Origin of the sequence: Streptomonospora sp. PA3 (genome assembly GCF_009728995.1) — a bacterium.
GTDB lineage: Bacteria > Actinomycetota > Actinomycetes > Streptosporangiales > Streptosporangiaceae > Streptomonospora.
On record NZ_VTZW01000008.1, the window covers coordinates 154,495 to 179,851 of the forward strand.

A 25,357-nucleotide genomic window follows, 5' to 3' on the forward strand; every position below is an offset into this window, starting at 1 on the left:
CGGCGCACGCCCCGCCGCCGCACCCGGCGGAGCCGCCGGCACACGATGATCGCAAAGGCCGCCCTCACCCTGGTGACCGCTGCCGCGCTGCTGCTCGCGCTGCCCGCGCTGGCGCCGGTGATCGCGGGAGACACGTGGTGGGGCCCCTCCGCCGCCGCGGTGGCCGCCTGCGCCCTGGCGGGCCTGGGCCTGCGGGCCGCGCGGCTGACGGTGGTGCTCATCCCCCTCGCCCAAGCCGCGGTCGTGCTGTGCGTGCTGACCGGCACGTTCGTGCCCTACGCCGCGCCCCTGGGTTTCGTCCCCTCCCCGGCGGCTCTGGGCGAACTGCTCGCCGTGTTCGCCGAAGGCCGGATGCAGATCGGCGCGGAGACCACGCCCATCCCGGCGACGCCGGCCCTGGCCCTGGTGATCGCGACGGCGATGGGTGTACTCGCCGTCGTCGCCGACTTCCTGGCGGTGACCGCACGGGCGGCCGCGGTGATGGCGCTGCCGCTGGCCGGGCTGCTGCTGGTTCCGCTGCTGGTGGACGACCGGGGTGTGGACGCCCTCGCCTTCGCCTGCGCCGCGGTGGGCTATGTGGTGCTGCTGGCGGTGGACGGCTGGGTGCGCGGCAGCGGGTGGGGCGTGCCGGTGCGCGCGGCCCACGACACCGCCGCGCCGGTGCTGGGCGGCCTGCAGCACATCGCCGCCACGGCGGGCGTGGCCGCGGCCGCGGTCGCGCTGGCGCTGCTGGTCCCGGCGGCCGTGCCGGGCCTGTCGTCCAACTCCCTCTACGCCCTGGCCGACGGCAGCCGCCTCGGCGGCGAGACCATCACCACCACCCATCCCCTCGTCAGCCTGCGCCGGGATCTGACCTCGACCTCGGACCGCCCGGTGCTCACCTACCGCACCGACGCCGCCCAGCCGGACTACCTGCGCATGTACTCCCTGGACTCCTTCGACGGGCAGAACTGGACCATGTCGCGGCTGCGCGCCCAGGGCGACGGCGACCTCAACGACGAGATGCTGCCCTCGCCGCCGGGCCAGAGCCATATCAGCAGCGAACGGACCACCACCCGCATCACGCTGGCCGACCACTTCGAGGCGGACTTCCTGCCGATGCCCTACCCGCCGCGGCGGCTGTCGGTCGCCGGCGAGTGGTACGCCGACGACGCGACCCTGATGGTGTTCACCACCCAGGCCCCGGCCCGGGGGGAGTCCTACGAGGTCACCACCCTGGTCAACGAGCCCGACCCCGATGTGCTCGCCGCCGATCTGGAGCCCGGCGACGAGCTGGACGAGCGCTACCTGGAGGTTCCCGGGGAGGTCGACGAGAGCACCCGGCGGCTGGCCGAGTCGATCACCGCCGGCGCCGACACGGCCTATGAGCGGGCCATGGCGCTGCAGGAGTGGTTCACCGACGGCCGGTTCACCTACGACCTGACGCCGCCCTCGGTCCCGGCGGGCGAGGACCCGCTGACCCACTTCCTCTTCGAGAGCCGGGTGGGCTACTGCGAGCAGTTCGCCGGAGCGATGGCGCTGCTGGCGCGGCAGGCGGACATCCCGGCGCGGGTGGGCATCGGCTACACCGCCGGCACCCGCACCGGCGAGGGGACCTGGGAGGTGACGGAGTCCGACGCCCACGCCTGGCCGGAACTGTACTTCCAGGGAGCCGGGTGGCTGCGGTTCGAGCCCACCCCCGCCTCCGCCGGCGGTCAGGGCACGGCCACGGTCCCCGACTACGCCGACGGCCTCTCCTCGGGACCGCAGGATCAGCAGGCGCCCGGCTCCGAGGGCCTGCAGGAGGACGGCCGGCCCGCGCCCTCGGCTCCGGCCGGTGCGCCGCAGCAGCCCGCCGAGGAGTCCGAGACCCCCGGTACCGCCGAGGAGGAGGACCAGGGCGGGCTGGCCGGCGGTCCGCGGGACGGCGGCGGCCCGGGCTGGTGGTGGGCGGCCCTGATCCCCGCGGCCCTGGTAGGCGCCGTGCTGCCCGCGCTCGCGCGTCTGCTGGTGCGGCGCGTGCGGTGGGTGCGCGCGGGCTCGCCTGCCAAGCGCGCCCACGCCGCGTGGCGGGAGCTGCGCGACGACTGCCGCGATCTGGATCTCGCCTGGAGCCCGGCGGAGTCGCCGCGGGCGGTGGCCCGGCGGCTGGAAGCCGACCATGCCCTGGACGCACCGGCGCGAGAGGGGCTGTGGCGCCTGGCGATGGCCGAGGAGAGCGCCCGCTACGCGCCCGAGATCGTCCAGGAGGGCTCGGCCTCCGCCGACAGCCGCCGGGTGCGCGCCGCGCTGCGGGCGTCGCGCGGGCGACGGTCCGCGCTGCGGGCGAGCGTCCTGCCCGCCTCGCTGCTGCCCGCCCCGCAGCTCCCGCCCGACTCCCCGCTGTCCCGCCGCCCCGGCCCCGCCGCGGGCTAGCACCCCGTCACGCCGCGCCCGGCCCGGAACCCGTGCCACGGCCACCCCAAGGGGAAAACCCCCGCGCCACGGCCGACCCAAGGGGGTGGGCTGCGGCAATGGGGCTGTGATGCGCGAAGCGCCCGCCCGTCACCCACCACCGCCCCAACGGAGGCGCTTCGCGCCACCTACCTATTCAGAGCCAGCTTGCCGCCGAGCGCACGCAGCACCTTGGCGCAGGAGCCGCGCCATCTGCGGTGCGGCCCTCCCTGAAAGACGCGCCGTGCGCTCGGCGGCAGAGAAATACTGCGACGCGAAGCGTCTCCGTCGGGGTGGTGGCGGGCTGACGGGCGGGCGGACCGCGCTACGCGAGACGCGCCCATTGCCGCAGCCTCTGTCGTGGCCGCCCCAAATGGTCCCCGGAGGGTTCCCGGCCAGCAATCGGTGAACCAGCCCTCCCTGAAAGACGCGCCGTGCGCTCGGCGGCAGAGAAATACTGCGACGCGAAGCGTCTCCGTCGAGGTGGTGGCGGGCTGACGGGCGGGCGGACCGCGCTACGCGAGACGCGCCCATTGCCGCAGCCTCTGTCGTGGCCGCCCCAAATGGTCCCCGGAGGGTTCCCGGCCAGCAATCGGTGAACCAGCCCTCCCTGAAAGACGCGCCGTGCGCTCGGCGGCAGAGAAATACTGCGACGCGAAGCGTCTCCGTCGAGGTGGTGGCGGGCTGACGGGCGGGCGGACCGCGCTAGGCGAGACGCGCCCATTGCCGCAGCCTCTGTCGTGGCCGCCCCAAATGGTCCCCGGAGGGTTCCCGGCCAGCAATCGGTGAACCAGCCCTCCCTGAAAGACGCGCCGTGCGCTCGGCGGCAGAGAAATACTGCGACGCGAAGCGTCTCCGTCGAGGTGGTGGCGGGCTGACGGGCGGGCGGACCGCGCTACGCGAGACGCGCCCATTGCCGCAGCCTGTGCGGTGGCCGCCCCGAGTGGGCCCCGGAGGGTTCCTGGCCGTCCGGGCGCCTGCGCGGCTGCCCCACCGCACGAGAACGCGCCCGCCGGAAGGCTCCGGCGGGCGCGTTCTCGTGCTGCGTCGCGGTCGGTCGGCCGACCTGCGGGTACGGCTACTTGTCGCCGCCCTCCTGGCGGCGGCGCCACCGCTCCTCGAAGCGGTGCATCATTCCGGGCCGCTGCTGGCGCCGGCGCTGCTTGGGTTCAGCAGCCTTGCCCGACTGCTCCTGGGCCGCATCGCCGCCGCCGGCGACCCGGCGCCAGGCGGACAGCCCCCACAGCAGGCAGGCCAGCATGACGATGAATCCGATGACACCGACGATGACCTGCTGGAAGATCGCGCCGCCCATGAGGAGCGAGATCCCGACGACGAACCCGATCGAGGCCTGGACGATCGACCGCTTGTAATGCACAGCGGGGTTCGTCTGGCGCACAGTGTTGGCGAACTTCGGATCCTCGGCGTAGAGCGCCTGCTCGATCTGGTCGAGCATACGCTGCTCGTGTTCAGAGAGCGGCACGGCGCCTCCCAATGACTGTCCCTGAGTGGGGTGAGGTGTGCTGACCAACAGGCCGTTGTTCAGTGGTATGCCCAGAATAAGGCGCGTTAGCGCCTACTGAAAAGAAAAGATGAGCGTCTGGGTGGCCCACACGGGCCACATTACCCTCACCGTCTAACCGCAACACCGCTGCGCTCGCCCTTCTGCTGTCCCCTGCACTGCCGAGGGAAGCCGCCGACCCGGGGCGGCCGACCGGCCTGGGCTTCCCTGCCCCGTATAACAGATTCAATCACCTGAAAGTTGCAGTACTATACGTCATTCTCCTCACGCTTGGCCAAGGCGGCCGGTCGGATGGCATCGGCCCCGAACCGCCGCGTGACGGCGTCCATGGCCCGCTCCGCCTCGCGCCAGCCGGTCTCGGGTTCGTCCAGGCTGAGCTGGCGGTGGGCCTCGGAGACCGGCGCCAGCCCCTCGACGCGCACCCCCACCAGCCGCAGCCGCACCCGCTCCATGCCCGCGGCGGCGTAGAGCTCGCGGGCGGCGGCGTTGATCTCGTGGGCGACGTCGGTGGGCTCGGCCAGCGTGCGCGAGCGGGTGACGGTGGTGAAGTCGGCCCTCCGCAGCTTCACGACCACGGTGCGGCCCACCTGCCCGGCGGCGCGCATCCGCCGGGCGACCTTCTCGGCGAGCCGCAGCAGCTCCCGCCGGATCGCCGCGGGGTCGTCGACGTCGCGGGGGAACGTCTCCTCGGCCCCGATGCTCTTGTCCGGGGCCGAGGGCACGACCCGGCGCTCGTCGCGGCCCTGGGCCAGCGCCGCCAGCCGCTCCCCCAGCGCCGAGCCGAACTCGCTGCGCAGGGTGGCCGCCGAGACGCGCGCCACATCGCCGACGGTGCGCAGGCCCAGCCGGGTCAGGGTCTGCTCGGTCTTGTCGCCCACCCCCGACAGCGATCCCACCGGCAGCGGGTGCAGGAACGCGGTCACCTGGTCGGTGGGCACCACCAGCAGGCCGTCGGGCTTGCACCGGGTGGAGGCGAGCTTGGCCACGAACTTGGTGGCCGCCGCGCCCACCGAGCAGGTCAGGTTCTGCTCCTCGCGCACCCGGCGCCGGATCAGCTCGGCGATGCGCACCGGGCTGCCCAGGCGCCGGTGCGCGCCGGAGACGTCCAGGTAGGCCTCGTCCAGCGAGACGGGCTCGACCTCGGGGGTCACCGACAGCAGGATGTCCATGACCGCCTCGGAGACGCGCCTGTAGGCGGCGCCGTCGGGCGGGAACACCACCGCGTCGGGGCACAGCCGCAGTGCGCGCACCATCGGCATGGCCGAGTGGACGCCGTAGGAGCGGGCGATGTAGTCGGCCGAGGAGACCACGCCGCGCGGGCCGGTGCCGCCGACGATGATGGGCTTGCCGCGGGTCTCGGGGTGCTCCAGCCGCTCGACGCCGGCGAAGAAGGCGTCCATGTCGATGTGCAGGACGGTGCAGTCGGCGGTGGCCGCGGTGTCCTCTTCCGGCAGCGGCTCGACCCCGCCGGGCCCCATCATCCCCCGTAGCGCCTGCCCGCGCTCAAGCTGGCGTCGGCTCATGCCACCAGTGTGCCGCTCCCGCCGCGGCCGGCGCCACCCAGCCCCCGCTCACGGGGCTTCACAGCGGCTTGCGGGCCAGCAGGTGGATCTGGGTGGCGATGCCGGACAGCGCCGGGTGCACCGCGGCGGCCTTCTCCAGTTCGAGTAGCTGCTCGCCGGCATGGGCGTCGCTCTCCAGCACCCGGCCCGGCAGCAGGTCGGCGAAGACCCGGACGCCGCGGATGTCGGCGCCCTCGAGCCCGGCCCGCTCGGCGAGGTCGACCAGCTGGCCGGCGGTGAAGCGGCGGGGCATGGGGTCGCCGGGACCCCAGCGGCCCTCGGCGTCGGTCAGCAGGCGGCGGGCGTCGGCGAGATGGCCGGTCAGGGCCCGGTGCAGCACGCCCGCTACGGCGTTGGCCGCCATCGCGCTCACCGCGCCACCGGGGCGGGTGAGCGCGGCGACGTCGGCCAGGGCGTCGGCCGGATCCTCGACGTACTCCAGCACGTTGTGCATCAGCACCAGGTGGGCGTGGGCGGCGGGCAGCAGGTGGGCCAGGTCGCCGGTCTCGCCCTGCAGCGCGCGCACCCGCACCCCGGCCTCGGCGGCCCGGCGCTCCAGCGCGGCCAGCGAGTCGGGGCTGGGGTCGACGACGGTGACGCGGTGCCCCAGCTGCGCCAGCGGGACGGCCGCGCCGCCGGTGCCGCCGCCGGCGTCGACGATGTCCAGGCCGTCGGACTCGCCGGCGGGCTCCTGCTCCGCCAGCGCGGTGCGCAGCACCTCCCAGACGACCTCGGTGCGGGCGGCGCTGGCCGCCCGGTGCGGGCCGGAGCCCGCGCAGTGCTCGCCTCGCACGGCGCCGTGGGGCTTGTCGCTCACACCGGCTCCCCTCCTGCTTGCTGTTCGGGCCTGCTGACAGAGGCCGCGCGGCCTCAGGGCGCCAGCCGGGCCTTGTTCTCCATCAGCCGCGAGAGCAGGCCGTTGATGAAAACCGGCGACTCGTCGGTGGAGAGCTGGCGGGCCACCGCCACGGCCTCGGAGATGGCCACGCCGTCGGGGATGTCGTCGGCCCACAGGAGTTCGTAGGCGCCCATCCGCAGGATGTTGCGGTCGACCACGGGCATGCGCTCCAGCGTCCAGCCGATCGCGTAGTCCGCCAGCAGGGCGTCGATGCGCTCGCGGTGCTCGTCGACGGCCAGCGCCAGCTGCTCGGTGAACTCGTTGATCGGCGGCTCGGTCTGGGCCCGGCGGCGCTCGATGACCGCCTGCACGCCCGCGCCGCGCACCTCGGCTTCGTAGAGGATCTCGACCGCGCGTCTGCGCGCCTTGCGCCGCGCGCCGCCACCGCTGCTCATCGCTTCTCCGCCCGGGCGCCCGGACCGCCGATCGCAGTCGGCGCCATCAGTTGACGCGGCCGAGGTAGTCGCCGGTGCGGGTGTCGACCTTGACGCGCTCGCCGGTGGTGATGAACAGCGGGACCTGGATGACCGCGCCGGTCTCGATGGTGGCCGGCTTCGTGCCGCCGGTGGAGCGGTCGCCCTGCACGCCGGGGTCGGTCTGGGAGACCTCGACCTCCACGGCGGCGGGCAGCTCGATGTAGAGCGGCACACCCTCGTTGACGGCGACGGTGACCATCGCGCTTTCGAGCAGGTAGTCGGCGTTCTTGCCGACCACCTTGGCGTCGACGGGCAGCTGGTCGTAGGTCTCGGTGTCCATGAAGATGTAGGACTCGCCGTCGCTGTAGAGGTACTGCATCTCGCGGCGGTCCACGTTGGCGATCTCGACCTTGGCGCCGGCGTTGAAGGTCTTGTCGACGACCTTGCCCGAGGTCACGTTCTTCAGCTTGGTGCGGACGAACGCTCCGCCCTTGCCGGGCTTGACGTGCTGGAACTCCACGACGTTCCAGAGTTCACCGCCGTCGAGCTTCAGGGTCGTGCCGTTCTTGAGATCGTTCGTCGAGGCCACTTGGGTCGTCTCTCCAGAGGGTCGGGCTTGGTCGGTGGCGGGCGGGTGCCCGCTGCGGGCCGCCGCGGGGGCGGTCGGCCGCCGTCGTCGCCACCGAGTCTAGTGGGTCTGGCCGGCGGGGGCGTTCACGTCGGGTTTCCCGGGTTCACGTCGTGCCGACGGCCGCGTAGGCGGCGTCCAGCAGCTCTTGCGGCGGGCCCGACAGCACCGCGGGCTCGCCGAGGCCGTCGAGCACGATGAAGCGCAGCACGGCGCCGCGCGCCTTCTTGTCGATGCGCATGTTCTGCCGCAGCTCGGGCCAGGCCGCGCCGTCGTAGGCGGTGGGCAGCCCGACCGAGGCCAGCACCTTGCGGTGCCGCTCGACCAGGGCGGCGTCGATGCGGCCGTCCAGCCGGGCCAGCTCGGCGGCGAAGACCATGCCCACGGCCACCGCGTAGCCGTGCCGGAAGGTGTAGCGCTCGGCGCGCTCGATGGCGTGGCCGAGGGTGTGGCCGTAGTTGAGGATCTCGCGGCGGCCGCTCTCGCGCAGGTCGGAGGAGACGACCTCGGCCTTGACGGCGACGGCGCGCTCGATGAGCTCGCGCGTGTGGGGCCCGCCGGGCCGGGCCGCGCCCTCGGGGTCGGCTTCGACCAGGTCGAGGATGGCGGGGTCGGCGATGAATCCCGCCTTGATGATCTCGGCCAGGCCGCCGATGTAGTCGGCCGCGGGCAGGCCGGCCAGGGTGTCCAGGTCGCACAGCACCCCGGCGGGCGGGTGGAAGGAGCCGACCAGGTTCTTGCCCTCGGGGGTGTTGATTCCGGTCTTGCCGCCCACGGCGGCGTCGACCATGCCCAGCAGGGTGGTGGGCACCAGGACGCAGCGGACCCCGCGCAGCCACGTGGCCGCGACGAACCCGGCCAGGTCGGTGGCGGCGCCGCCGCCCACGCCCACCACGGCGTCGCTGCGGGTGAAGCCGGCCCGGCCCAGCCGGCTCCACAGCCCGGCGGCGACCTCGGCCGTCTTGGCGGCCTCGCCGTCGGGCACGGGCATGGGGTGGGCGGTGCGGCCGGCGCTCGCCAGCGCCTCCACCACCGGGCGGGCGAGTTCGGCGAGGTTCTCGGGGTGGACGACGGCGACCTGCTCGGCCCGCTCGCCCACCAGGCCGGGAAGCTCGGCGAACACCCCGCTGCCGACCACGACGTCGTAGGGCTCGGCGGCTCCGCCCACGGCGATGCGGGTGGCGCTCATCGCGTGCCGCCCCGGTGGTGCTGGGGCAGGCCCTCGACGATGGCGTCGACGACCTCCTCGGGGTGGTAGCCGCTGGTGGGCACCGTCGCCCGCGCCAGGCCCTCGTAGACCGGCAGCCGCTCCTCCAGCAGTCGGCGCAGCCGCGTGCGGGGGTTGCCGGCCAGCAGCGGGCGCGGGGTGTCCAGCCCGACCCGCTTGGCGGCGTCGGCGAACTCCACCTGCAGGTAGACGACGTGGTGGTGGGCGAGGTCGGCGGCGGTGGCGGGGTCGAGCACGGCTCCCCCGCCCAGCGCGACGACGCCCTCCCAGGAGGCCAGCGCCGCGGCGACGACCTCGCGCTCCAGCGCGCGGAAGGCGGGTTCGCCGTCCTCGACGAAGATGTCGCCCACGGGCTTGCCGGCGCGCGCCTCGATCTCGGTGTCGGTGTCCAGCAGCGCGACGCCCAGCCGCTCCGCCAGGGCCCGGCCGACCGTGGTCTTGCCCGCGCCCGGCGAGCCGATCAGGACCGCGACCGGTGTGCTCATCGGTGTCTCCTCGACGTTCCTCGGCGGCCGGGGCGGGCCCCGCGCCCGGCCGTGCGCCCGCCTGCTAGCGGATCTCCAGCGTATCCAGGTAGGCGCGGGCGTTGCGGGCCGTCTCGGCCAGGGAGTCGCCGCCGAACTTCTCCACCGCCGCCTCGGCCAGCACCAGCGCGACCATGGCCTCGGCCACCACGCCGGCGGCGGGCACCGCCGTGACGTCGCTGCGCTGGTGGTGGGCCCGGGTGGGTTCGCCGGTGGCCACGTCCACGGTCTCCAGCGCCCGCGGGACGGTGGCGATGGGCTTCATGGCCGCGCGCACCCGCAGCGGCTCGCCGGTGGTCATGCCGCCCTCCACGCCGCCGGCGCGGTTGCTGCGGCGGCGCACGCCCGCGCTGCCGGGCTCGGGCTCGATCTCGTCGTGGGCGGCCGAGCCGCGGCGGGCCGCGGTGCGGAAGCCGTCACCGACCTCCACACCCTTGATGGCCTGGATGCCCATCAGGGCGCCCGCCAGGCGGGAGTCCAGCCGGCGGTCCCAGTGGACGTGGCTGCCCAGGCCCGGCGGCAGGCCGTAGGCCAGCACCTCCACGACGCCGCCCAGGGTGTCGCCGGCTTTCCTGGTGTCGTCGACCTCGGCGACCATGCGGGCGCTGGTGTCGGGGTCGAAGCAGCGCAGCGGGTCGGCGTCGATGCGCTCCAGGTCGCCGGGCTCGGGCTGGACCGAGTCGGGGACGCTGACGGTGCCCATCGACACGACGTGGCTGAGCACCTCCACGCCCAGCGCCTGGCGGCAGAAGGCGCGGGCGACCTCGCCGATGGCCACGCGCGCGGCGGTCTCCCGGGCGCTGGCGCGCTCCAGCACCGGCCGGGCCTCGTCGTGGCCGTACTTCTGCATGCCGACCAGGTCGGCGTGGCCGGGGCGGGGCCGGGTCAGCGGGGCGTTGCGCGCCACGCCCTCCAACTCCTCGGCCGGGACGGGGTCGGCCGACATCACCCGCTCCCACTTGGGCCACTCGGAGTTGGCCACCTGCACGGCCACCGGCCCACCCTGGGTCAGGCCGTGCCGGATGCCCCCGACCAGGGTCACCTCGTCCTGCTCGAACTTCATCCGGGCGCCCCGGCCGTACCCGGCGCGACGGCGGCGCAGCGCGGCGGCGATGTCGTCCGAGGTGACGGCGACGCCGGCCGGGAGGCCCTCCAGTATCGCGACGAGTGCCGGTCCGTGGGACTCCCCCGCGGTCAGCCAGCGCAACATGCTCCGATCATGTCACGTGCCGCCGCCCGCAGGCACATCGAGGCGGCCGCCTCAGCCCGTCAGCGCGGAGGGCACGCCCGCCAGCAGCACCGCCAGCGCGCCGCCGAGCATGAACGGGCCGAAGGGGATCGGTGTGCGGCGGGTGGCGCGGCGCAGCGCCAGCAGGACCAGGCCGAAGACCGACGCGCAGAGGAAGGCCGCCAGGGTGCCCGCCACCACGGCGCCGGCTCCGGCGAAGCCGAGGTACAGCCCGACCAGCCCGGCGCTCTTGACGTCGCCCCAGCCCATGCCCGCCGGGTTGATGAACCACAGCAGCCAGTACAGGACGGCGAGGCCGGCCATGCCGCCGAGCGGACCGAGCACGGCGAGCAGGTCGGTGCCGGCGAGCGCCGGCGCGCCGGGGGCGGCGGGCGTGCGGGCGGCGTGCCGCCAGACGGCGGCTCCGGCCACCAGGGGGACGGCGACGGGATAGGCCGGTGCGACGAGCGCGTTGGGCAGCCGGTGCACGCGGATGTCGACGGCGGCCAGCGGCACGCCTACGGCCGCGAAGAACAGCAGCGCCGCGGTCCACAGCGGGTTGGCCGCCGCGCCGGAGACCCCGACGGCGAGCCCGACCGCGGCGAAGAGCAGGGCGGTCGCCGCGGCGGCCCCGAACGAGGAGGGCACCCGCTCGCCGCAGGCCGGGCAGCGCCCGCTGCGGGCGAACCCGCGCACCCGCACGGCCGGCAGCCACGGCAGGAACGGGATGGCGGCGCCGCAGTGGGGGCAGGCGGGCGGGGGCGGCGGGGCGTCGTCGTCCTCGGCCGAGGGCTCGTGGCGGGCGAAGAGGGGGACCATCCGGCCGGTCGCCGCGCCCGCCCCCGCGCCCGCGGCCCCCAGCAGCAGCGCCAGCGCTATGTCGGCGAATCCGGGCATGGCCGGAACCTAGCCGATCGCCGGGTGCGGCGCCCAGTGCGGGTGCGGGATTGGGGACGGGGGCGGCGGTTCAGGCCCTGCGGTCGGCGCGCACCACGGCGCTGAGCTCGACGCCGCCGGGCAGCAGCGGGGCGAGTTCGGTGGTGAGGCGGTCGGCGACGCGGCGCAGCGACTCGTCGTCGCGCCGCTCCAGCTCCAGGCGGATACCGAGGTCGGCGCGGTCGGACTCGTGGACGCGCACCCGTTCGATGCCGAACTCGGTGTGGGTGACGCGGTAGATCCGCGCGAGCACCTGGGGGTCGTCCTTGGGCGCCGGCACGGTGCCGTGCTCGGCCAGGGTCGTCAGGAACCGGCCCTGGACGGCGTAGGTGACCGGTCCGGCGACGTCGACGACCACGGCGTCGGCGCCCTCGTCCACGGCGGCGCGGCAGGCCTCGGCCGCGGTGACGGGCACCGGGCGGGCGTCGGCGCGCCAGGCGCGGGCCGAGTCCACGCAGGTGAACGCGAGCACGCCGCGGCGCCCGTCCTCACCGATCATCAGCGGCAGCGCGATGTCGCTGGTCTTGTCGCGGGTGAGGCCGGAGTCGTCCTCCTCGGTCTCGCCGGCCACGGCCACCACCGGCACCAGCACGCGCGACTCGCCGAGCGCGGCGAGCACCTGCCGGTCGCCGGCCTCGCCGCGCGCGTAGGCGGCCAGCCGGGCGGCGACCTTGGGATCGGGCGAACCGTCGTCGTCGCGGAAACGCTGTGCTCCGGTGATGGTGGGGCGGGTCACGACGGGTCCAGGCTCCTGCTCCTCGGGGTGCGCCGCCCCGGTCGGGACGTCGTGACCAGCTTAGGTGAAGCGCTGCGGCCGTCGGGCGGCGACACGGGCGCGGCGCGCGGGCGGCGCCGATCGCACGGACCGTCGCTCTTCAGGCACACGTCACTACACTGAGCCACGAACATCGGCGATGACGCAAGCAGGGGGAGACATGTCCGACGCGGAGCTGAAGCCGGGGACCTGGCGGATCGACACCGCGCATTCGATCATCGGGTTCTCGGTGCGCCACATGATGGTCAGCCGGGTGCGCGGCCGGTTCGAGAGATTCGACGCGGTGCTGACCGTGCCGGAGGACCCGATGCAGTCGTCGGTGCGCGCCACCATCGACGCCGACTCCATCAACACCGACAACGAGCAGCGCGACAACCACGTCCGCTCCGCCGACTTCTTCGACACCGCCACCCATCCGCAGTGGATCTTCGAGTCCACCGGGATCCGCACCTCCGGCGAGGACTTCCTGCTGGACGGGGACCTCACCGTGAAGGGCAACACCCGGCCGGTGGAGCTGCGGCTGGAGTTCAACGGCGTCACCCGCGACCCCTACGGCCTGCTGCGGGTCGGCTTCCACGCCGAGACCGAGATCAGCCGCAGCGAATACGGGGTCGACATCGAGATGCCCATGGACGGCGGCGGCGTGGTGGTCGCCGACCGGATCAGGATCGAGCTCGACGCCGAGTTCACCCTGGACGAGGAGTAGCCGCCCCGGCCCGCGCCCGCCGGCCGGGGCTATGCTCGTGGAGCCGCGGGGCGGCGGCCCCGCGCCCGCCTCCCGCGGCCCGCAGCACGTTTCCAAGGAGCGCCGTGCCCGATACACCGTTCACACCCGAGGCGGTCTCGGCGATCACCGGCCACATGAACCGCGACCACCCTCAGGAGACGCTCGCGATCTGCCGCGCCCTGGGCGGGGTGCCCCGGGCGAGCGCGGCGCGGATGACCGGCGTCGACGAGGCCGGCGGCGACTACGTCGCCGTCGTCGACGGTGCCGAGGCCGCGGTGCGCATCCCGTGGTCGCAGCGCCTCGTCGAGCGCGCCCAGGTCCGCCGCGAGGTCGTGCGGATGTACCGCGAGGCCTGCGAGCTGCTGGGCACCGCGCCCGTCGGCGAGGACGACGGCGGGCACTGACCTCTGCGGCGCCCCGCAGGGATCAGGGACGAATCCGGGTCGCGCCGCGCCCTCGGGCCCGCCGGCCTCCCCTACTCTGGACGGCACAGGCCCGGCGCCCTCGGGCGCCGTTTGGGCATCAGCGAGATCCCCCTGAGAGCGCCGCCACCACGATGGTCGATCCCGAGTCCGCAGACCCCGACTCGCCCACCCGGAACATCGAGCCGGCCGCAGCGACCACCCGGCTCGACTCCGACCGCGCCCGCACCCGGTGGATCACCCGCGTCCTGCGCCCGCAGGACGCGGGGTCGCCCGACTCCTCCCCCACTGTGGCCGGGGCCGCTCCCGCCGCCCGCACCCGCGCCCTGAGGCGCACGGGCCCCGCCGCCGGCGGCGGTTCGCCCGCCCGGCCGGCTCCCTCCTGGTGGCGCCGCCTGGCGCTCGCCCTGGTGTCCTGGTTCCCGCGGCTGGTCGCGCGGGTGGTGGTGGGCCCGGCGGGAGAGATCGACTACGCGGTGCCCGCCGAGCTGCGGCGCGGCTACACCGTGCTGGAGCGCATCGGCGCCGGAGGCGAGGCCGTCGTCTACCTCGCCGAACCCGCCGGGGCCGGGCGCAGGCAGGGCCGCACGAACGCGGCCCAGCGGGAGCGGGGACGCCGCGTCGCGCTGAAGGTCTACCGCCCCGGACACGACATCAACCGCGAACTGCTCGACCGCCTGTGCGCCCGCGGCGAGGGCGACCCGCACACGCCCGCGATCCACGGCTACGGCTACGCGCGCAGCTCCTGGGGCGAGGACGTGGCCTGGGAGGCCCAGGAGTACTTTCCCGAGGGATCGCTGCGCTCGGTGATCGACGGCGCCCCGGTCGACGAGGAGACCGCCCGAGCCGTGGTGGCCGCCGTCGCCGAGTGCCTGCACCACTGGCAGGACGCGCTGCAGCACAACCACACCGACGTCAAGCCCGAGAACCTGCTGATCCGCTCCAGCGACCCGCCCGTGTTCGCCCTGACCGACTTCGGCGGCGCGGTGCGGGCCACGATGAGCCGCGTCTACGGGGGCCTGGCGGTCACCGAGGCCTACGCCGCCCCCGAGGTGGTCGAAGGCCGGCGCGAGGCTCCCGCGGCGTGGTGGTCGCTGGGTGTCATGGTGCACGAGCTGCTGACCGGGCGGCGCCCAGAGCGCGGCGAGAGCTGGCTGACGGCGCGCAGCACCGAGGTCGACGTCTCGGCCGTCGCCGACGAGTCCTGGCGGCTGCTGGTCCGCGGCCTGCTCACCCCCGCCCCTTCGGCGCGCTGGGGCCATGCCGAGGTGCGCCAGTGGCTGGCGGGCGAGCGGCCGAGCATCGCCAGGGCCCGCAGGTACGCGCCCATCCGCTTCGCCGACGCCTCCCACGACGACCCGCCCAGCCTCGCCTTCGACCTGATGGACCGGTGGGACCGCGGCGAGGTGTGGCTGCGCACCCACTGGCCGACCCTGCGCACCTGGCTGGACCGGGAGGTCAACGACTACACCTTCGACCGCACCTACCTCACCGACCTCGACGCCCGCCCCGAGCGGGTGCACCTGGCCATCAGCGCGCTGGCGGCCCGGTTCGTACCGGGCATGCCGCCGCGCTTTCGGGGCCTGGACGTCAGCGCCGAGGGCGTGCTCGCGCTGGCCCGGGGCGGGGCGAGCCGGCACGCGGTGCTGCGCGAGGCCCTGGAACTGGGGGCGCTGGGCCTGGCGGCGCGGCACTGGTGCGGCCATCCCGGCTGCCGCGCCGAGGGGGCGGGGCGCTGCGCTCTGCTGGAGCACGTCCAGCACGAGGCGCCGCTGATCATGCGCCAGGTCGAGGCCACGGTACAGGGCCTCTCCGGCGGCCCGGCCGGGGCCGCCGGAGCCGCCGACCTGCCCCGCCACGCCTGGGACGGGGCCTGGGCGCTGGCGGCGGAACTGGCCCTGGACCCCGATGCGGCCGGGCGCGAGCGGGGGCGGCTGCGCGCCCAGTCCTGGCATCCGCGCCACCGCAGCCCGGCTCCGCACGTGGACTGGTGGCGCAGGCAGCGCGACATCGGGCTGCGGCGCCGCTCCGGTGCGCTGGCCGCCAACGCCGCCCTGGTGACCGCATCGCTGCTGCTGCCGGTCGCCGCCCGGCTCGGCGCCGCCGAACGCGACCGCGAGAAGCAGGAGAACCGCGCGCGGCGGCGCGACCGCTGGGCCGCCTTCTCCGACGCCGCCTCCGACCGCTGGCAGCGGGTGCGCGAGCGCGTCGGCGGCCCGCAGGCCCCGCCGCCCGAGCAGGCGGCCCCGCCCTGGGGCACGTCCCCCTACGGCCGGGCGGGCTCCCCCTACGGCCGCCCCCTCACCGAGGCCGAGCAGCGCAGGGCGCGCCGCCGCGAGGAGAAGGAGCGCAGGCGCGTCAACCGCAGCATGCGCCAGATCGAGCGGGCGCAGGGGGCCGGGCGGTGCCGCAGGTTCGCCTACCCCGCCGCGGTGGCGGGCCTGGTGGACGGCCTGGGCCGCGTGCTGCGCGCAGACGGCTTCTATCCCGAGCAGGCCGGCCCGATCGCCGACGCCTACACCGGTGTGGTGGATTTCTCCCGCAGCCCGGTGGTCTCCGCGGTCGCGGGCGCCGCCGACGCCGTGGTCGGGCTGCTTCCGGCGCGGATCGAGGACCAGTGGTGGCTTCCGGTGGTGCTGGGGGCGCTGCTGGTGCTGCTGGGCCGCACGGCTGCGGGCCGGGCGCGGGCGCGCACGCGGCTGGTGGCCTACCGGCTGGCGGTGGCCGGCTCGGTGCTTGCGCTCCTGGTCCTGCTGTCCAGCGGGCTGCTGATGGCGGGCGCCGGCGTGCTCATCCCGCTGTACAACGTCTTCGGCTGAGCGGGGCCGGCCCCGCGGCGGCGCAGGGACCTTCGTCCCCGGTTCCGGGCCGCGCGGGGTCGCACCGCCGAGGGCGCGGCGGCGGGCACTATCATCGCCCGGGACCGCAGAACGGCGTGGAAAGGGCGGCATACCGGTGGGCGACGCGATCGAGTTGGCGGCGGGCGAGTACCGGGCGGCGGTGGGCCGCCGGGGCGCGGCGCTGTGCCGACTGGCCTTCAAGGAGCGGGAGCTGACCTGGAGCGTCCCGCCCGACGAGCCGCCCCCGGCCTCCCACGGCCTGGTGCTGGCGCCCTGGCCGAACCGCATCCGCGACGGCCACTACTCCTTCAAGGGCGTGGAGCACCGGTTGGAGGTCACCGAGCCCTCCCGCGGCGCGGCCCTGCACGGGCTGGCCTATGCCAAGGCGTGGCTGCCGGCGGAGATCTCCGCCGACCGGGCGCGGCTGACCTGCCTGCTGGACGGCGCCGAGGGATACCCCTTCCGCCTGGAGCTGTCCGCCGAGTACGCGCTGGACGCCTCGGGCGGCTTGTCGGTGACGCTGGCGGCGCGCAACACCGGCGACTCCGCCGCCCCCTACGGCACCGGCGCCCACCCGTTCCTGTCCGTGGCCGGGCCCATGGACGACGCCGTGCTCAAGCTGCCCGCATCCCGGCGGCTGCCCGTCGACGCCCGGCTGCTCCCCTCGGGCGAGCCCGAGCCGGTGGAGGGCACCGAGCACGATTTCCGCACGTCCCGGCCCATCGGGGCGACCGTCTTCGACACCGCCTTCACGGACCTGGAGCGCGGCTCCGACGGGTTGGCCTGGACGGTGCTCAGCTCGGGCGGCCAGACGGTGGGGGTGTGGGCCGACGCCTCCATGGGCTGGCTGCAGGTGTTCAGCGCCGAGGGTGTGCCCGGCGGGCGGCACCGCACCGGCCTCGCCGTGGAGCCGATGACCTGCCCGCCCGACGCCTTCAACTCCGGCACCGATCTGACGGTCCTGGAGCCGGGCGAGGAGACGAGTTCGCGGTTCGGCATCACCCGCCTCTAGAGGCCGTGTTCAAGAACAGCGGGGGCGCTGGCTGTTCCAGGAACCCACCGGGTACCGCCTGGGGCGGTCGCCATCGGGGTTGCGGCAGTGATTGTGTGGTCGGTGACGGGGCGGTGCTGACTCCGGTTGCGGCCGACCGGGCCCGCAGTTCTTCGCAGATGGAGCCGCACCATTGGTGGCGGGCCTCCGAAACAAGGGTGCACCGCCGCTCGGCGGCAAGCTGGCGCACAGCGCTTCGCGCATCACAGCCCCATTGCCGCAACCTCCTGTGGTGACCGTCTTCTTAATCAGGACGTAAGCGGTCGCGGGTCTCGGGCCCGCTCGGGAGAGCTGCGCGGCTTCTCCTGGAACCGGCGCGGCCGGCGCCTGCTCAGGCGGGAGGCGGGGCGGCGGAGCCGGCGTCGAGGGAGGCGCGCAGGCGCAGGAGGTCGTCGGGGGTGTCGATGTCGTCGGGGCTGGCCACATCGTCGCAGGGCACGGTCGTCACCAGGTGGGAGTAGGCGCGCAGGAACGGGCGCGCTCCCACGTCGCCCTCGGCCAGGGCGTGGACGGTGGGCCAGTGCTCGCGGCCGAGCAGCACCGGGTTGCGCAGGTTGCCGGCGTAGGTGGCCGCGGCCGCGCGGGCCCCCTCGGCGTGGGCCGCCAGCAGCCGCCGCACGGCGGCGGCGGTCACCAGCGGCTGGTCGGCCAGTGCGACGACGACCGCGTCGGTCTCCTCGCCCAGGGCCGCCAGCCCCGCCCGCAGCGACGATCCCAGGCCGTCCTGCCACCCCGGGTTGTGCACGGCGGCCGCGCCCGCGGTCTCGACCTCGACGGCGCCCGTGACGACGTAGACGGGTGCGCAGCCGCCTTCGCGCAGGGTCCGGGCGCCCCGGTCGACGAGCCGCTCGCCGGCGATCTCCACCAGCGCCTTGGGGCGGCCCAGGCGGCTGCCCTTCCCCGCGGCCAGCAGCAGCCCGGCGACCGGCGCCGTGCGTTCGGCGCCCTCGCCCCGCTTGCGTGTCGTCATGCCGCGATGATGCCACGCCGGACCTTCGCGGTGTCCGCCACTTCCGAGCGGAGGAAACTCACACCCCGCGGCACCGGCGGCGCCGCGGCGGATCCGGGCGGGTCGGCACCGGGGATTACACCGGACGGTGTCCGCTTCCGGCCGTCTGCCCCCGATCCGTCCGGGCGTGTCGCCCAGCGCGCCGGCGCGGGGGTGACGCCGGCGGCGTCACCCCGACTGCGCCGCCGACACGGGCCGGTCGGCGCCGGCGGCGCCCCGGGCCGCGATCGGTTCGGTGTGGATGCGTCCGCTGGTCGCGGACAGCGGCCGCCCGCTGCCGCCCCACCGGGTCTGGATGAGCTCGGCGGCGATGGAGACCGCGGTCTCCTCGGGGGTACGCGCACCCAGGTCGAGCCCGATGGGCGAGCGCACGCGGGCGAGCCGCGCCTCGTCCAGGCCCGCCTCGCGCAGCCGGGCCATGCGGTCCTCGTGGGTGCGCCGGCTGCCCATCGCACCGATGTAGCCGGCGGGGGTGCGCAGTGCCACCTCCAGCACCGGCACGTCGAACTTGGGGTCGTGGGTGAGCACGCAGATGGCGGTGCGCTCGTCGATCTGCGCCTCGATCTCGGCGAGGAAGACGTGCGGCCACTTGACCACCACCTCGTCGGCTCGCGGGAAGCGCCGGGCGGTGGCGAACACCGGGCGGGCGTCGCACACGGTGACGCGGTAGCCCAGGTAGGCGCCGATCTCGGCGACGGCCGCCGCGAAGTCGATGGCCCCGAAGACCAGCATCCGCGGCGCCGGCGCGAAGGACTGCACGAACACCTCCAGCTCGTCGCCGCGCCGCTGGCCGTCGGCGCCGTAGCGCAGGATGCCGGTGCTGCCCTGGGCGAGCATGCCGCGGGCGTCGTCGTCGACGGCGGCCTCCAGGCGGCGCCCGCCCAGGTCGCCCTCGGCGCCGTCGGGCCGGATCACGCGCCGGGCACCGAGGCGGCCGGGGCCGCCGGCGACGGTGGCCACGGCGACCGGGCGGTGGGACTCGATGTCGGCGATGATCGCGCCCAGGTGCGGATGGCGGGCCGGATCGACCGGCTCGACCAGCACGTGCAGGGTGCCGCCGCAGGTCAGTCCGACGGCGAAGGCGTCGTCGTCGCTGACGCCGTAGGTGGCGCGGGCGGGTTCGCCGGTGGAGATGACCTGCTGGGCCAGCTCGTAGACGGCGCCTTCGACGCAGCCGCCGGAGACGCTGCCGGCCACCTCGCCTCCGGCTCCCACGGCCATGGCCGCCCCCGCCTCGCGCGGGGCGCTGCGGTAGGTGTCGATGACCGTGGCCAGCGCGAACGTGTCGCCTGCGGCGTACATGTCGGCGACGGCGGTGCGGATGTCACGCACGGGGCCCTCCTCCCTCGCGCCGACCGCCGATGACGGCGGTGGCGAGCTCTTCCAGCGCATCCAGGCTGTGGCCGGACACGAAGTCGTCGATGTGCGGCCAGGCGGCCCGCATTCCCGCGGTGAGCGGAGCATAGCCGGGCTGGGCCTTGTGCGGGTTGACCCACACGATCCGGTGGGCGAGCCGCGCCAGCCGGGCCATCTGGGTGCCCAGCAGGGCGGCGTCGCCGCGCTCCCAGCCGTCGGAGGCGATGACGGCCAGCGCGCCGCGGGCGGCACCGCGGCGGCCGTAGAGGTCCAGGAACTCCTTGAGTTCGGTGCCCAGGCGGGTGCCCCCGCTCCAGTCGGGGATCGCCTCGGCGACGGCGGCCAGCGCGGCGGCGGGGTCGCGCATGCGCATCTGGGGCGTGAGGCGGGTCAGCCGGGTGCCCACGCTGAAGGCCTCGGTGTGGCCGGGGTGCCCGCGCACCACGACGTGGGCCAGGCGCAGCAGGGCGTCGGCATAGGGCGCCATGGAGCCGCTGATGTCGATGAGCAGCACGACGCGGCGGGGCCGGGTGGAGCGGTGGCGGCGCGGCAGCCGCACGGGATCGCCGCCGGTGCGCAGCGCGGCGCGCAGCATCCGGCGGTGGTCCAACCGCCCGTGCGCGGCCGGCCGCAGCCGGCGGGTGCGGCGCCGCGGGCGGTCGGCGCTGATGCGCGAGACCAGCCGGGCGACCGCCGCGCGCTCTTCGCGGGTGAGGGCGGCCATGTCGGCCGAGCGCAGCACCTCGGTGTCGCCGGCCGCGAGCAGCCCGGTGGTGTCGGCGTCCCCATCGCCGGGGGCGGGCGGGTTCCACATTGCCGGGGCGGTGGTGGCCAGGGTGCGGCCGAGGGGGGCGGGAGCGGGGCGGGCGCCGCCGAAGTAGTGGGCGAAGCAGGCGTCGTAGCGGGCCAGCTCGGCGCCGCTGGAGCACAGGGTCAGGCGCCCGGCCCAGTAGACGGGTCCGGGGCGGGTGACGTCGAGGGTGTCGACGGCGCGCAGGAAGGCCGCGGCGCGGCCGGTGTCGGCGCCGACTCCGGCCGCGCGCAGGGTGCGCACGAACCCGAGGAGGGTTTCGGTGGCGTCGCGGCCGGCGGTGTGCACACCCTCACCCCACCGCGGCCGTGTCGTGCCCGTTGAGCAGCGACGCCAGCGTGAGCCGGACGGCCTCGTGGTCCTCGCGGTGCTTGATCAGCGCGCCGAGGCTGCGGGCCGCGGAGTCGGGGTCGAGCTCGCGTGCGCCCAGGGCCACCAGCGCCGCGGTCCAGTCGATGGTCTCGGCCACGCCGGGCGGCTTGATCAGGTCGGGGCCGTCGGCTGCGGTGCCGCGCAGCCGCTGCCCGGCGGCGGCGACCTGGCGGACGAGGCGGTCGGCGGCCTCGGGCAGCCGGCGGCGGATGATGGCGACCTCGCGCTCGAAGCCGGGGTTGGGCATCCAGTGGTAGAGGCAGCGGCGCTTGAGCGCGTCGTGGACCTCGCGGGTGCGGTTGGAGGTCAGCACGACCACCGGCGGGGCGGCGGTGCTGACGGTGCCCAGCTCGGGGATGGAGATGGTGAAGTCGGAGAGGAACTCCAGCAGGAACGCCTCGAACTCGTCGTCAGCGCGGTCGATCTCGTCGACGAGCAGGACTCCGGGTCCCTCCCTGCTGGCCTCCAGCGCGCGCAGCAGCGGACGCGCCAGCAGGAAGCGGCGGTCGTAGAGGCCGGATTCGAGCCGGTCGGGATCGGTGCCGCCGCCGGCGGCCTGGGCGGCGCGCAGGTGCAGCAGCTGGCGCGGGTAGTCCCAGTCGTAGAGCGCCTGGGCGGCGTCGATGCCCTCGTAGCACTGCAGCCGGATCAGGGGTGCGCCCAGGACGGAGGCCAGCGCCTTGGCGAGCTCGGTCTTGCCCACCCCGGCGTCGCCCTCCAGGAACAGCGGGCGGCCCATGCGCACGGCCAGGAAGCAGGCGGTGGCCGCGCCGTCGTCGGCCAGGTAGTCGTGCTCGTCGAGCCGGCGGGCGAACTCCTCCGGGCCGGTGATCGCCTCGGCGGTCCGCGGTGCATCAGCCATCGGCCGAGCCTCCCCTCCTCCTGGGCCCAGGCTATGCGCTCGGCAGGGTATGGGGGGAGCCGCCGCGGCGGCAAGGGCCGGCGGAACGCGGCGGCCGACGGCGGATCGGTCGGTGGGGGTTGCGACCGCGCGTGTCCGCCCGGCCGCCGGAAGGCCGGTTCGCTCCGGCGGTCGGCGGGGGCCGGCGATCGGCTTCAGATCGCGAGCCGGTCCAGCAGGCCGTCGGCGGCCGCGATCCCGGCGACGGCGGTCCACAGCAGCGCCTTGGCGCGCGTGTTGCGCGGCCGCGGGCGGCGACCCGCGTGCCTGCGGGTGTCGGTGCCCATACACCCAGGCAAGCACCGCTGCCCGCCCGTGTCCAGCCCGCCCCCGGCGCAAGCGGCGTCACCCGGGGCGGCCGGGCTCCTCGGCCTCGCCGCGGGTGTGCAGCAGGCGCCGGAAGTCCGCCAGCGCCGTGCGGGCGTGGTCGCCGTCGTTGCTCTGGATGCCCAGGACCGCCAGGGTCGAGCCGTCGGCGAGGTCGATGGTGGGCCAGGGCTCGCCCACCGGCATGCGGGCGTCGATGATCTCGGGCCACTCCAGCACGTGGGTGCGGATGCAGTTGACCACGGTCACGCGGTCCTCGGCCGCCACCAGGCGGGGCCGGGCCAGCAGGTGCAGCACGCCCGCGCCCACCGCGCCGAGGCCGACCAGGCCCAGGCGGTCCGACAGCCGCCAGTCCGGCGGCAGCACCACGGCCAGTACCACCATCGTCGCCACGATGAGCGCGGCCAGGCCGTAGCCGACGATGCGCATGTTCCGCGGCCGCCACGTCACCGGCAGTGGGGGGAGCTGCTCTCGTGCCGCGTCCTCGTCCACGGTGTGTGCTTCTCCTTGCTCCGTCGGCTCCGTCCGCTCCGCCGGCACCGGCGCTAAACCCGGTCGGCGGCGGCGCGCAGGCCGCGCAGGACGGCGGCGGTGTCGGCGGCCGCCGTGGCGGCCTCCCACCCCTTGTCCTCGCGGCTGCCGGGCAGACCGGCGCGCTCGCGGGCCTGCTCATGGGTATCACAGGTGAGCACCCCGTTGGCGACGGGGGTGGACTCGGCCAGCGCCACCTCGGTCAGGCCCTGGGTCAGCGACTGGCAGACGTAGTCGAAGTGGGGGGTTCCGCCGCGGATCACCGCGCCCAGCGCGACGACCGCGTCGTGGGTGCGGGCGAACTGCTGGGCCACGACGGGGATCTCGATCGCCCCGGCCACGCGGACGACGTCGGGCTCCTCGGCGCCCCAGTGCGCCAGCGCCTCGCGGGCGCGGGCGAGCATGGGCTCGACGACGTCGGCGTTCCAGCGGGTGGCGACGATGCCCACGCGCAGGCCGGCGGCGTCGACCGCGTGCTCCTCGGGGCGTCCTGTTCCGCTCATCGGTGCTTCCTTCTCGGCTGGGCTGCTGCGGCGGCCGCCGGCCGGCCCGGGGCGCGGGCCGGCCGGCCCGCCCGGTCAGTTGGCGGCGACGATCCCCGGCAGGTCGTGGCCCATCCTGTCGCGCTTGGTCTGCAGGTAGCGCAGGTTGTGGGGGGTCACGGCGCTGGGCATGGGGATGCGCTCGGTGACGGTGATGCCGTGCGCGCGCAGGCTCTCGGACTTTCCGGGGTTGTTGCTGAGCAGCCGCACCGAGTGCATGCCCAGGTCGGCGAGGACGGCCGCGCCGGCGCCGAAGTCGCGGGCGTCGGCGGGCAGCCCCAGCTCCAGGTTGGCGTCCACGGTGTCGGCGCCGGAGTCCTGCAGCCGGTAGGCCCGCAGCTTGTGCAGCAGGCCGATGCCGCGTCCCTCGTGGCCGCGCAGGTAGACGATGATGCCGCGCCCCTCGGCGGCGATGGCCGCCATGGCGGCCTCCAGCTGCGTGCCGCAGTCGCAGCGGTGGGAGCCGAACGCGTCGCCGGTCAGGCACTCGGAGTGCAGGCGCACCAGCGGGTCGGGGCCCTCGGCGGGGTCGCCGTAGACCAGGGCGACGTGCTCGGCGCCGTCGGCGGCGCCGCGGTAGCCCACCGCGCGCCATTCGCCGTGGCTGTTGGGGATGCGAGTCTCCACCACGCGCCGGACCGGCGGGGCGGCGGAGGCGGGCGGCCCGGCCGGGGCGCTCGCGGAACGGATGTGGTGGACCAGCTGGTCGATGGAGACCAGGCGCAGCCCGTGCTCGTCGGCGAACTCCCGCAGCCGCGGCAGGCGGGCCATGGACCCGTCGTCGTCGACGACCTCGGCGATGACAGCGGCGGGCCGCATGCCCGCCAGCCGGGCCAGGTCGACCGAGGCCTCGGTGTGGCCGCGGCGGGCGAGCACCCCGCCCGGACGGTAGCGCAGCGGCAGCACATGGCCGGGCCGGGAGAGGTCGCCGGGCTCGGTGCCGGCCGCGGCCAGCAGGCTGATCGTGCGGGCCCGGTCGGCGGCGGAGATCCCGGTGGTGACACCCGTGCGGGCGTCGACGGTGACGGTGTAGGCGGTGCCCAGGCCGTCCTGGTTGCGGGCGGTCATCAGCGGCAGCTCGAGGCGGTCCAGGTCCTCGCCGAGCATGGGCACGCACACCAGTCCCGAGGTGTGGCGGACGGTGAAGGCGAGCAGTTCGGGGGTGGCCGCCTCGGCGGCGAAGACGATGTCGCCCTCGTTCTCGCGGTCCTCGTCGTCGACCACGATCACCGGCCGTCCGGCGGCGATGTCGGCGACGGCGCCGGCGATGTCGTCGAGGAGCGGTGCGCCGGCCGCGGCCTCCGGGGCGGGGAGCCCCTCGGCGGGGGCGGGCTGCTCGGTGGTGATGCTGGTCATCGCTGCGGAAACTCCTTGGCCGTGGCCGGGGGTGCGTGTGGCGGCTGCGGGGGCTGCCGGCCGGGGCGCTGCGCTCGGCGGGCGCCCGGCGCCGGCGGGCCCGGCCATCAGGCGCCCGCCTGGACGTGGGTCATCAGGCTCTCGACGTACTTGGCGATGACGTCGGCCTCCAGGTTCACCGGGGCGCCGATGCCTTTTGCGCCCAGCGTGGTGAGGTCGAGCGTGGTGGGGATGAGGCCGACGGTGAAGCTGTCGGCGCCGACCGAGGCGACGGTCAGGCTCACGCCGTCGACGGTGATAGAGCCCTTCTCGACGACGTAGCGCGCCAGGCCGGCCGGCAGCGAGAAGCGCACCGTCTCCCACCGGGAGCCGCTGGTGCGCTCGACGACCTCGGCCTTGGCGTCGACGTGGCCCTGGACGATGTGGCCGCCCAGGCGGTCGGAGACCTTGGCGGCGCGCTCCAGGTTCACCCGCGATCCCGCGGTGAGGGCGCCGAGGCTGGAGCGGTCCAGCGTCTCCTTCATCACATCGGCGCTGAAGGTCTCGCCGGAGGCGGCGGTGACGGTCAGGCACACTCCGTTGACGGCGATGGAGTCGCCGTGCGCGGCGTCGGCGGTGACGACCGGGCCGCGTACGGTCAGCCGCACCGCGTCGCCCGCGAAGTCCCCCGCCTGCTCGATCCCGGTGACCTCACCGAGCTCTTCGACGATTCCGGTGAACACTCTGGTCCATCCCCTCACCCGGCTCAGGCTCCGGGGATGGCGTGCAGGCGGTCAGGTCCGCCTCGGGACCGCCGGCGGGTACGGGCCCCAAGCCCGCACTGCGGTCGATCCCACGCGTACTGCCTCCCATCCGGACTTTCACCGTCGGTACCGGAATTCCACCGGTTCAACCGGCCGATGGCCTCGGCCGGGTCGCGGACTGTCACCGCCGGTTCGGACTTTCACCGACCCCGGAGCACGCGTTGTGTCAACGTATCTGGC

General features: G+C 75.3%; 24 protein-coding genes and 1 riboswitch. Of the genes, 5 read left to right on the forward strand and 19 right to left on the reverse strand.

All coding sequences use genetic code 11. The annotated features are described in order from the left end of the window. Positions 1-45 precede the first annotated feature (45 nt). Positions 46-2,394 carry a DUF3488 and transglutaminase-like domain-containing protein gene (locus tag FZ103_RS06585; RefSeq protein ID WP_155999630.1) on the forward strand — a complete coding sequence of 783 codons (2,349 nt, stop codon included), beginning with the start codon at positions 46-48 and terminating at the stop codon, positions 2,392-2,394. Between the two features lie 1,096 nt (positions 2,395-3,490). Here the strand turns inward: FZ103_RS06585 and FZ103_RS06590 are convergent. The 10 genes from FZ103_RS06590 to FZ103_RS06635 all read right to left on the reverse strand — a co-directional run bounded on the left by FZ103_RS06590 (position 3,491) and on the right by FZ103_RS06635 (position 12,090). Beyond that, complete coding sequence (locus tag FZ103_RS06590) at positions 3,491-3,895, reverse strand: DUF3040 domain-containing protein (protein ID WP_186355910.1); 405 nt, start codon at positions 3,893-3,895, stop codon at positions 3,491-3,493. Positions 3,896-4,182: 287 nt separating this feature from the next. Beyond that, positions 4,183-5,457, reverse strand: a complete 1,275-nt coding sequence (locus tag FZ103_RS06595; RefSeq protein ID WP_186355911.1) for a DNA polymerase IV — start codon at positions 5,455-5,457, stop codon at positions 4,183-4,185. A 58-nt stretch (positions 5,458-5,515) separates the two neighbouring features. Then, positions 5,516-6,313 carry a methyltransferase gene (locus FZ103_RS06600; protein WP_343233413.1) on the reverse strand — a complete coding sequence of 266 codons (798 nt, stop codon included), beginning with the start codon at positions 6,311-6,313 and terminating at the stop codon, positions 5,516-5,518. 53 nt (positions 6,314-6,366) lie between these two features. Beyond that, positions 6,367-6,789 carry a transcription antitermination factor NusB gene (nusB, locus tag FZ103_RS06605; RefSeq protein ID WP_155999633.1) on the reverse strand — a complete coding sequence of 141 codons (423 nt, stop codon included), beginning with the start codon at positions 6,787-6,789 and terminating at the stop codon, positions 6,367-6,369. A gap of 46 nt (positions 6,790-6,835) precedes the next feature. Beyond that, a complete protein-coding gene (efp, locus tag FZ103_RS06610) occupies positions 6,836-7,399 on the reverse strand; it encodes an elongation factor P (protein WP_186355912.1) in 564 nt (187 codons plus the stop codon). 145 nt (positions 7,400-7,544) lie between these two features. After that, positions 7,545-8,627 carry a 3-dehydroquinate synthase gene (gene aroB, locus FZ103_RS06615; protein WP_155999636.1) on the reverse strand — a complete coding sequence of 361 codons (1,083 nt, stop codon included), beginning with the start codon at positions 8,625-8,627 and terminating at the stop codon, positions 7,545-7,547. Further along, positions 8,624-9,151, reverse strand: coding sequence for a shikimate kinase (locus FZ103_RS06620; protein WP_155999639.1), 528 nt, complete (start codon positions 9,149-9,151; stop codon positions 8,624-8,626). The genes aroB and FZ103_RS06620 overlap by 4 nt, the downstream gene beginning before the upstream one ends. A 64-nt stretch (positions 9,152-9,215) precedes the next feature. Next, entirely contained in the window at positions 9,216-10,400 is a 1,185-nt protein-coding gene (aroC, locus tag FZ103_RS06625; RefSeq protein ID WP_155999642.1) for a chorismate synthase, read from the reverse strand. A 51-nt stretch (positions 10,401-10,451) separates the two neighbouring features. After that, a complete protein-coding gene (locus tag FZ103_RS06630; protein WP_155999645.1) occupies positions 10,452-11,315 on the reverse strand; it encodes an A24 family peptidase in 864 nt (287 codons plus the stop codon). 70 nt (positions 11,316-11,385) lie between these two features. Further along, positions 11,386-12,090, reverse strand: a complete 705-nt coding sequence (locus FZ103_RS06635) for an SseB family protein (RefSeq protein WP_186355913.1) — start codon at positions 12,088-12,090, stop codon at positions 11,386-11,388. Positions 12,091-12,289: 199 nt separating this feature from the next. Here FZ103_RS06635 and FZ103_RS06640 point away from each other — a divergent pair, with 199 nt between their 5' ends. From FZ103_RS06640 to FZ103_RS06655, 4 genes are all read left to right on the forward strand, one after another. Next, complete coding sequence (locus tag FZ103_RS06640) at positions 12,290-12,835, forward strand: YceI family protein (protein ID WP_155999648.1); 546 nt, start codon at positions 12,290-12,292, stop codon at positions 12,833-12,835. 104 nt (positions 12,836-12,939) lie between these two features. Next, complete coding sequence (locus tag FZ103_RS06645; protein ID WP_343233414.1) at positions 12,940-13,260, forward strand: DUF2470 domain-containing protein; 321 nt, start codon at positions 12,940-12,942, stop codon at positions 13,258-13,260. A 152-nt stretch (positions 13,261-13,412) separates the two neighbouring features. Beyond that, positions 13,413-16,097 (forward strand): protein kinase, encoded by a 2,685-nt coding sequence (locus FZ103_RS06650; RefSeq protein WP_155999651.1) that lies wholly within the window; start codon positions 13,413-13,415, stop codon positions 16,095-16,097. Positions 16,098-16,233: 136 nt separating this feature from the next. Beyond that, positions 16,234-17,130 (forward strand): aldose 1-epimerase family protein, encoded by an 897-nt coding sequence (locus FZ103_RS06655; protein ID WP_186355914.1) that lies wholly within the window; start codon positions 16,234-16,236, stop codon positions 17,128-17,130. Between the two features lie 370 nt (positions 17,131-17,500). On the opposite strand, the gene FZ103_RS06660 is transcribed toward FZ103_RS06655, so the two are convergent. The 9 genes from FZ103_RS06660 to FZ103_RS06695 form a co-directional block, all read right to left on the reverse strand. After that, positions 17,501-18,139: an NTP transferase domain-containing protein gene (locus tag FZ103_RS06660; protein WP_155999654.1), complete on the reverse strand. Its 639-nt coding sequence runs from the start codon at positions 18,137-18,139 to the stop codon at positions 17,501-17,503. A gap of 207 nt (positions 18,140-18,346) precedes the next feature. Continuing rightward, positions 18,347-19,510 carry an XdhC/CoxI family protein gene (locus FZ103_RS06665; RefSeq protein ID WP_186355915.1) on the reverse strand — a complete coding sequence of 388 codons (1,164 nt, stop codon included), beginning with the start codon at positions 19,508-19,510 and terminating at the stop codon, positions 18,347-18,349. Then, a complete protein-coding gene (locus FZ103_RS06670) occupies positions 19,503-20,633 on the reverse strand; it encodes a VWA domain-containing protein (RefSeq protein WP_186355916.1) in 1,131 nt (376 codons plus the stop codon). Before FZ103_RS06670 ends, FZ103_RS06665 begins: the two co-directional genes overlap by 8 nt. Before the next feature lie 4 nt (positions 20,634-20,637). Next, on the reverse strand, positions 20,638-21,579 hold the full coding sequence (locus FZ103_RS06675; protein ID WP_155999660.1) for a MoxR family ATPase: 942 nt from the start codon (positions 21,577-21,579) through the stop codon (positions 20,638-20,640). 194 nt (positions 21,580-21,773) lie between these two features. After that, positions 21,774-21,905: a hypothetical protein gene (locus FZ103_RS25370; protein ID WP_255429802.1), complete on the reverse strand. Its 132-nt coding sequence runs from the start codon at positions 21,903-21,905 to the stop codon at positions 21,774-21,776. A gap of 58 nt (positions 21,906-21,963) precedes the next feature. Beyond that, entirely contained in the window at positions 21,964-22,374 is a 411-nt protein-coding gene (locus FZ103_RS06680) for a PH domain-containing protein (RefSeq protein ID WP_156000039.1), read from the reverse strand. A gap of 116 nt (positions 22,375-22,490) precedes the next feature. Further along, the gene (gene ribH / locus FZ103_RS06685) at positions 22,491-22,979 is read right to left on the reverse strand and encodes a 6,7-dimethyl-8-ribityllumazine synthase (protein ID WP_155999664.1); all 489 of its coding nucleotides are present in this window, start codon (positions 22,977-22,979) and stop codon (positions 22,491-22,493) included. 75 nt (positions 22,980-23,054) lie between these two features. After that, the gene (locus FZ103_RS06690; protein ID WP_155999667.1) at positions 23,055-24,374 is read right to left on the reverse strand and encodes a bifunctional 3,4-dihydroxy-2-butanone-4-phosphate synthase/GTP cyclohydrolase II; all 1,320 of its coding nucleotides are present in this window, start codon (positions 24,372-24,374) and stop codon (positions 23,055-23,057) included. A gap of 107 nt (positions 24,375-24,481) precedes the next feature. Next, on the reverse strand, positions 24,482-25,096 hold the full coding sequence (locus tag FZ103_RS06695) for a riboflavin synthase (RefSeq protein ID WP_186356007.1): 615 nt from the start codon (positions 25,094-25,096) through the stop codon (positions 24,482-24,484). A 112-nt stretch (positions 25,097-25,208) separates the two neighbouring features. Next, positions 25,209-25,339: riboswitch (FMN riboswitch) on the reverse strand. Positions 25,340-25,357 lie beyond the last annotated feature (18 nt).

Bases quoted from the DNA above. Each gene is read 5' to 3' on its own strand.
- FZ103_RS06690 (WP_155999667.1), bottom strand. From the start codon at position 24,374: ATGACCAGCATCACCACCGAGCAGCCCGCCCCCGCCGAGGGGCTCCCC.
- FZ103_RS06660 (WP_155999654.1), bottom strand. From the start codon at position 18,139: ATGACGACACGCAAGCGGGGCGAGGGCGCCGAACGCACGGCGCCGGTC.
- FZ103_RS06675 (WP_155999660.1), bottom strand. From the start codon at position 21,579: ATGGCTGATGCACCGCGGACCGCCGAGGCGATCACCGGCCCGGAGGAG.
- ribH (WP_155999664.1), bottom strand. From the start codon at position 22,979: ATGAGCGGAACAGGACGCCCCGAGGAGCACGCGGTCGACGCCGCCGGC.
- FZ103_RS06585 (WP_155999630.1), top strand. From the start codon at position 46: ATGATCGCAAAGGCCGCCCTCACCCTGGTGACCGCTGCCGCGCTGCTG.
- nusB (WP_155999633.1), bottom strand. From the start codon at position 6,789: ATGAGCAGCGGTGGCGGCGCGCGGCGCAAGGCGCGCAGACGCGCGGTC.
- FZ103_RS06595 (WP_186355911.1), bottom strand. From the start codon at position 5,457: ATGAGCCGACGCCAGCTTGAGCGCGGGCAGGCGCTACGGGGGATGATG.
- FZ103_RS06620 (WP_155999639.1), bottom strand. From the start codon at position 9,151: ATGAGCACACCGGTCGCGGTCCTGATCGGCTCGCCGGGCGCGGGCAAG.
- FZ103_RS25370 (WP_255429802.1), bottom strand. From the start codon at position 21,905: ATGGGCACCGACACCCGCAGGCACGCGGGTCGCCGCCCGCGGCCGCGC.
- FZ103_RS06680 (WP_156000039.1), bottom strand. From the start codon at position 22,374: ATGCGCATCGTCGGCTACGGCCTGGCCGCGCTCATCGTGGCGACGATG.
- FZ103_RS06640 (WP_155999648.1), top strand. From the start codon at position 12,290: ATGTCCGACGCGGAGCTGAAGCCGGGGACCTGGCGGATCGACACCGCG.
- FZ103_RS06650 (WP_155999651.1), top strand. From the start codon at position 13,413: ATGGTCGATCCCGAGTCCGCAGACCCCGACTCGCCCACCCGGAACATC.
- aroB (WP_155999636.1), bottom strand. From the start codon at position 8,627: ATGAGCGCCACCCGCATCGCCGTGGGCGGAGCCGCCGAGCCCTACGAC.
- FZ103_RS06630 (WP_155999645.1), bottom strand. From the start codon at position 11,315: ATGCCCGGATTCGCCGACATAGCGCTGGCGCTGCTGCTGGGGGCCGCG.
- aroC (WP_155999642.1), bottom strand. From the start codon at position 10,400: ATGTTGCGCTGGCTGACCGCGGGGGAGTCCCACGGACCGGCACTCGTC.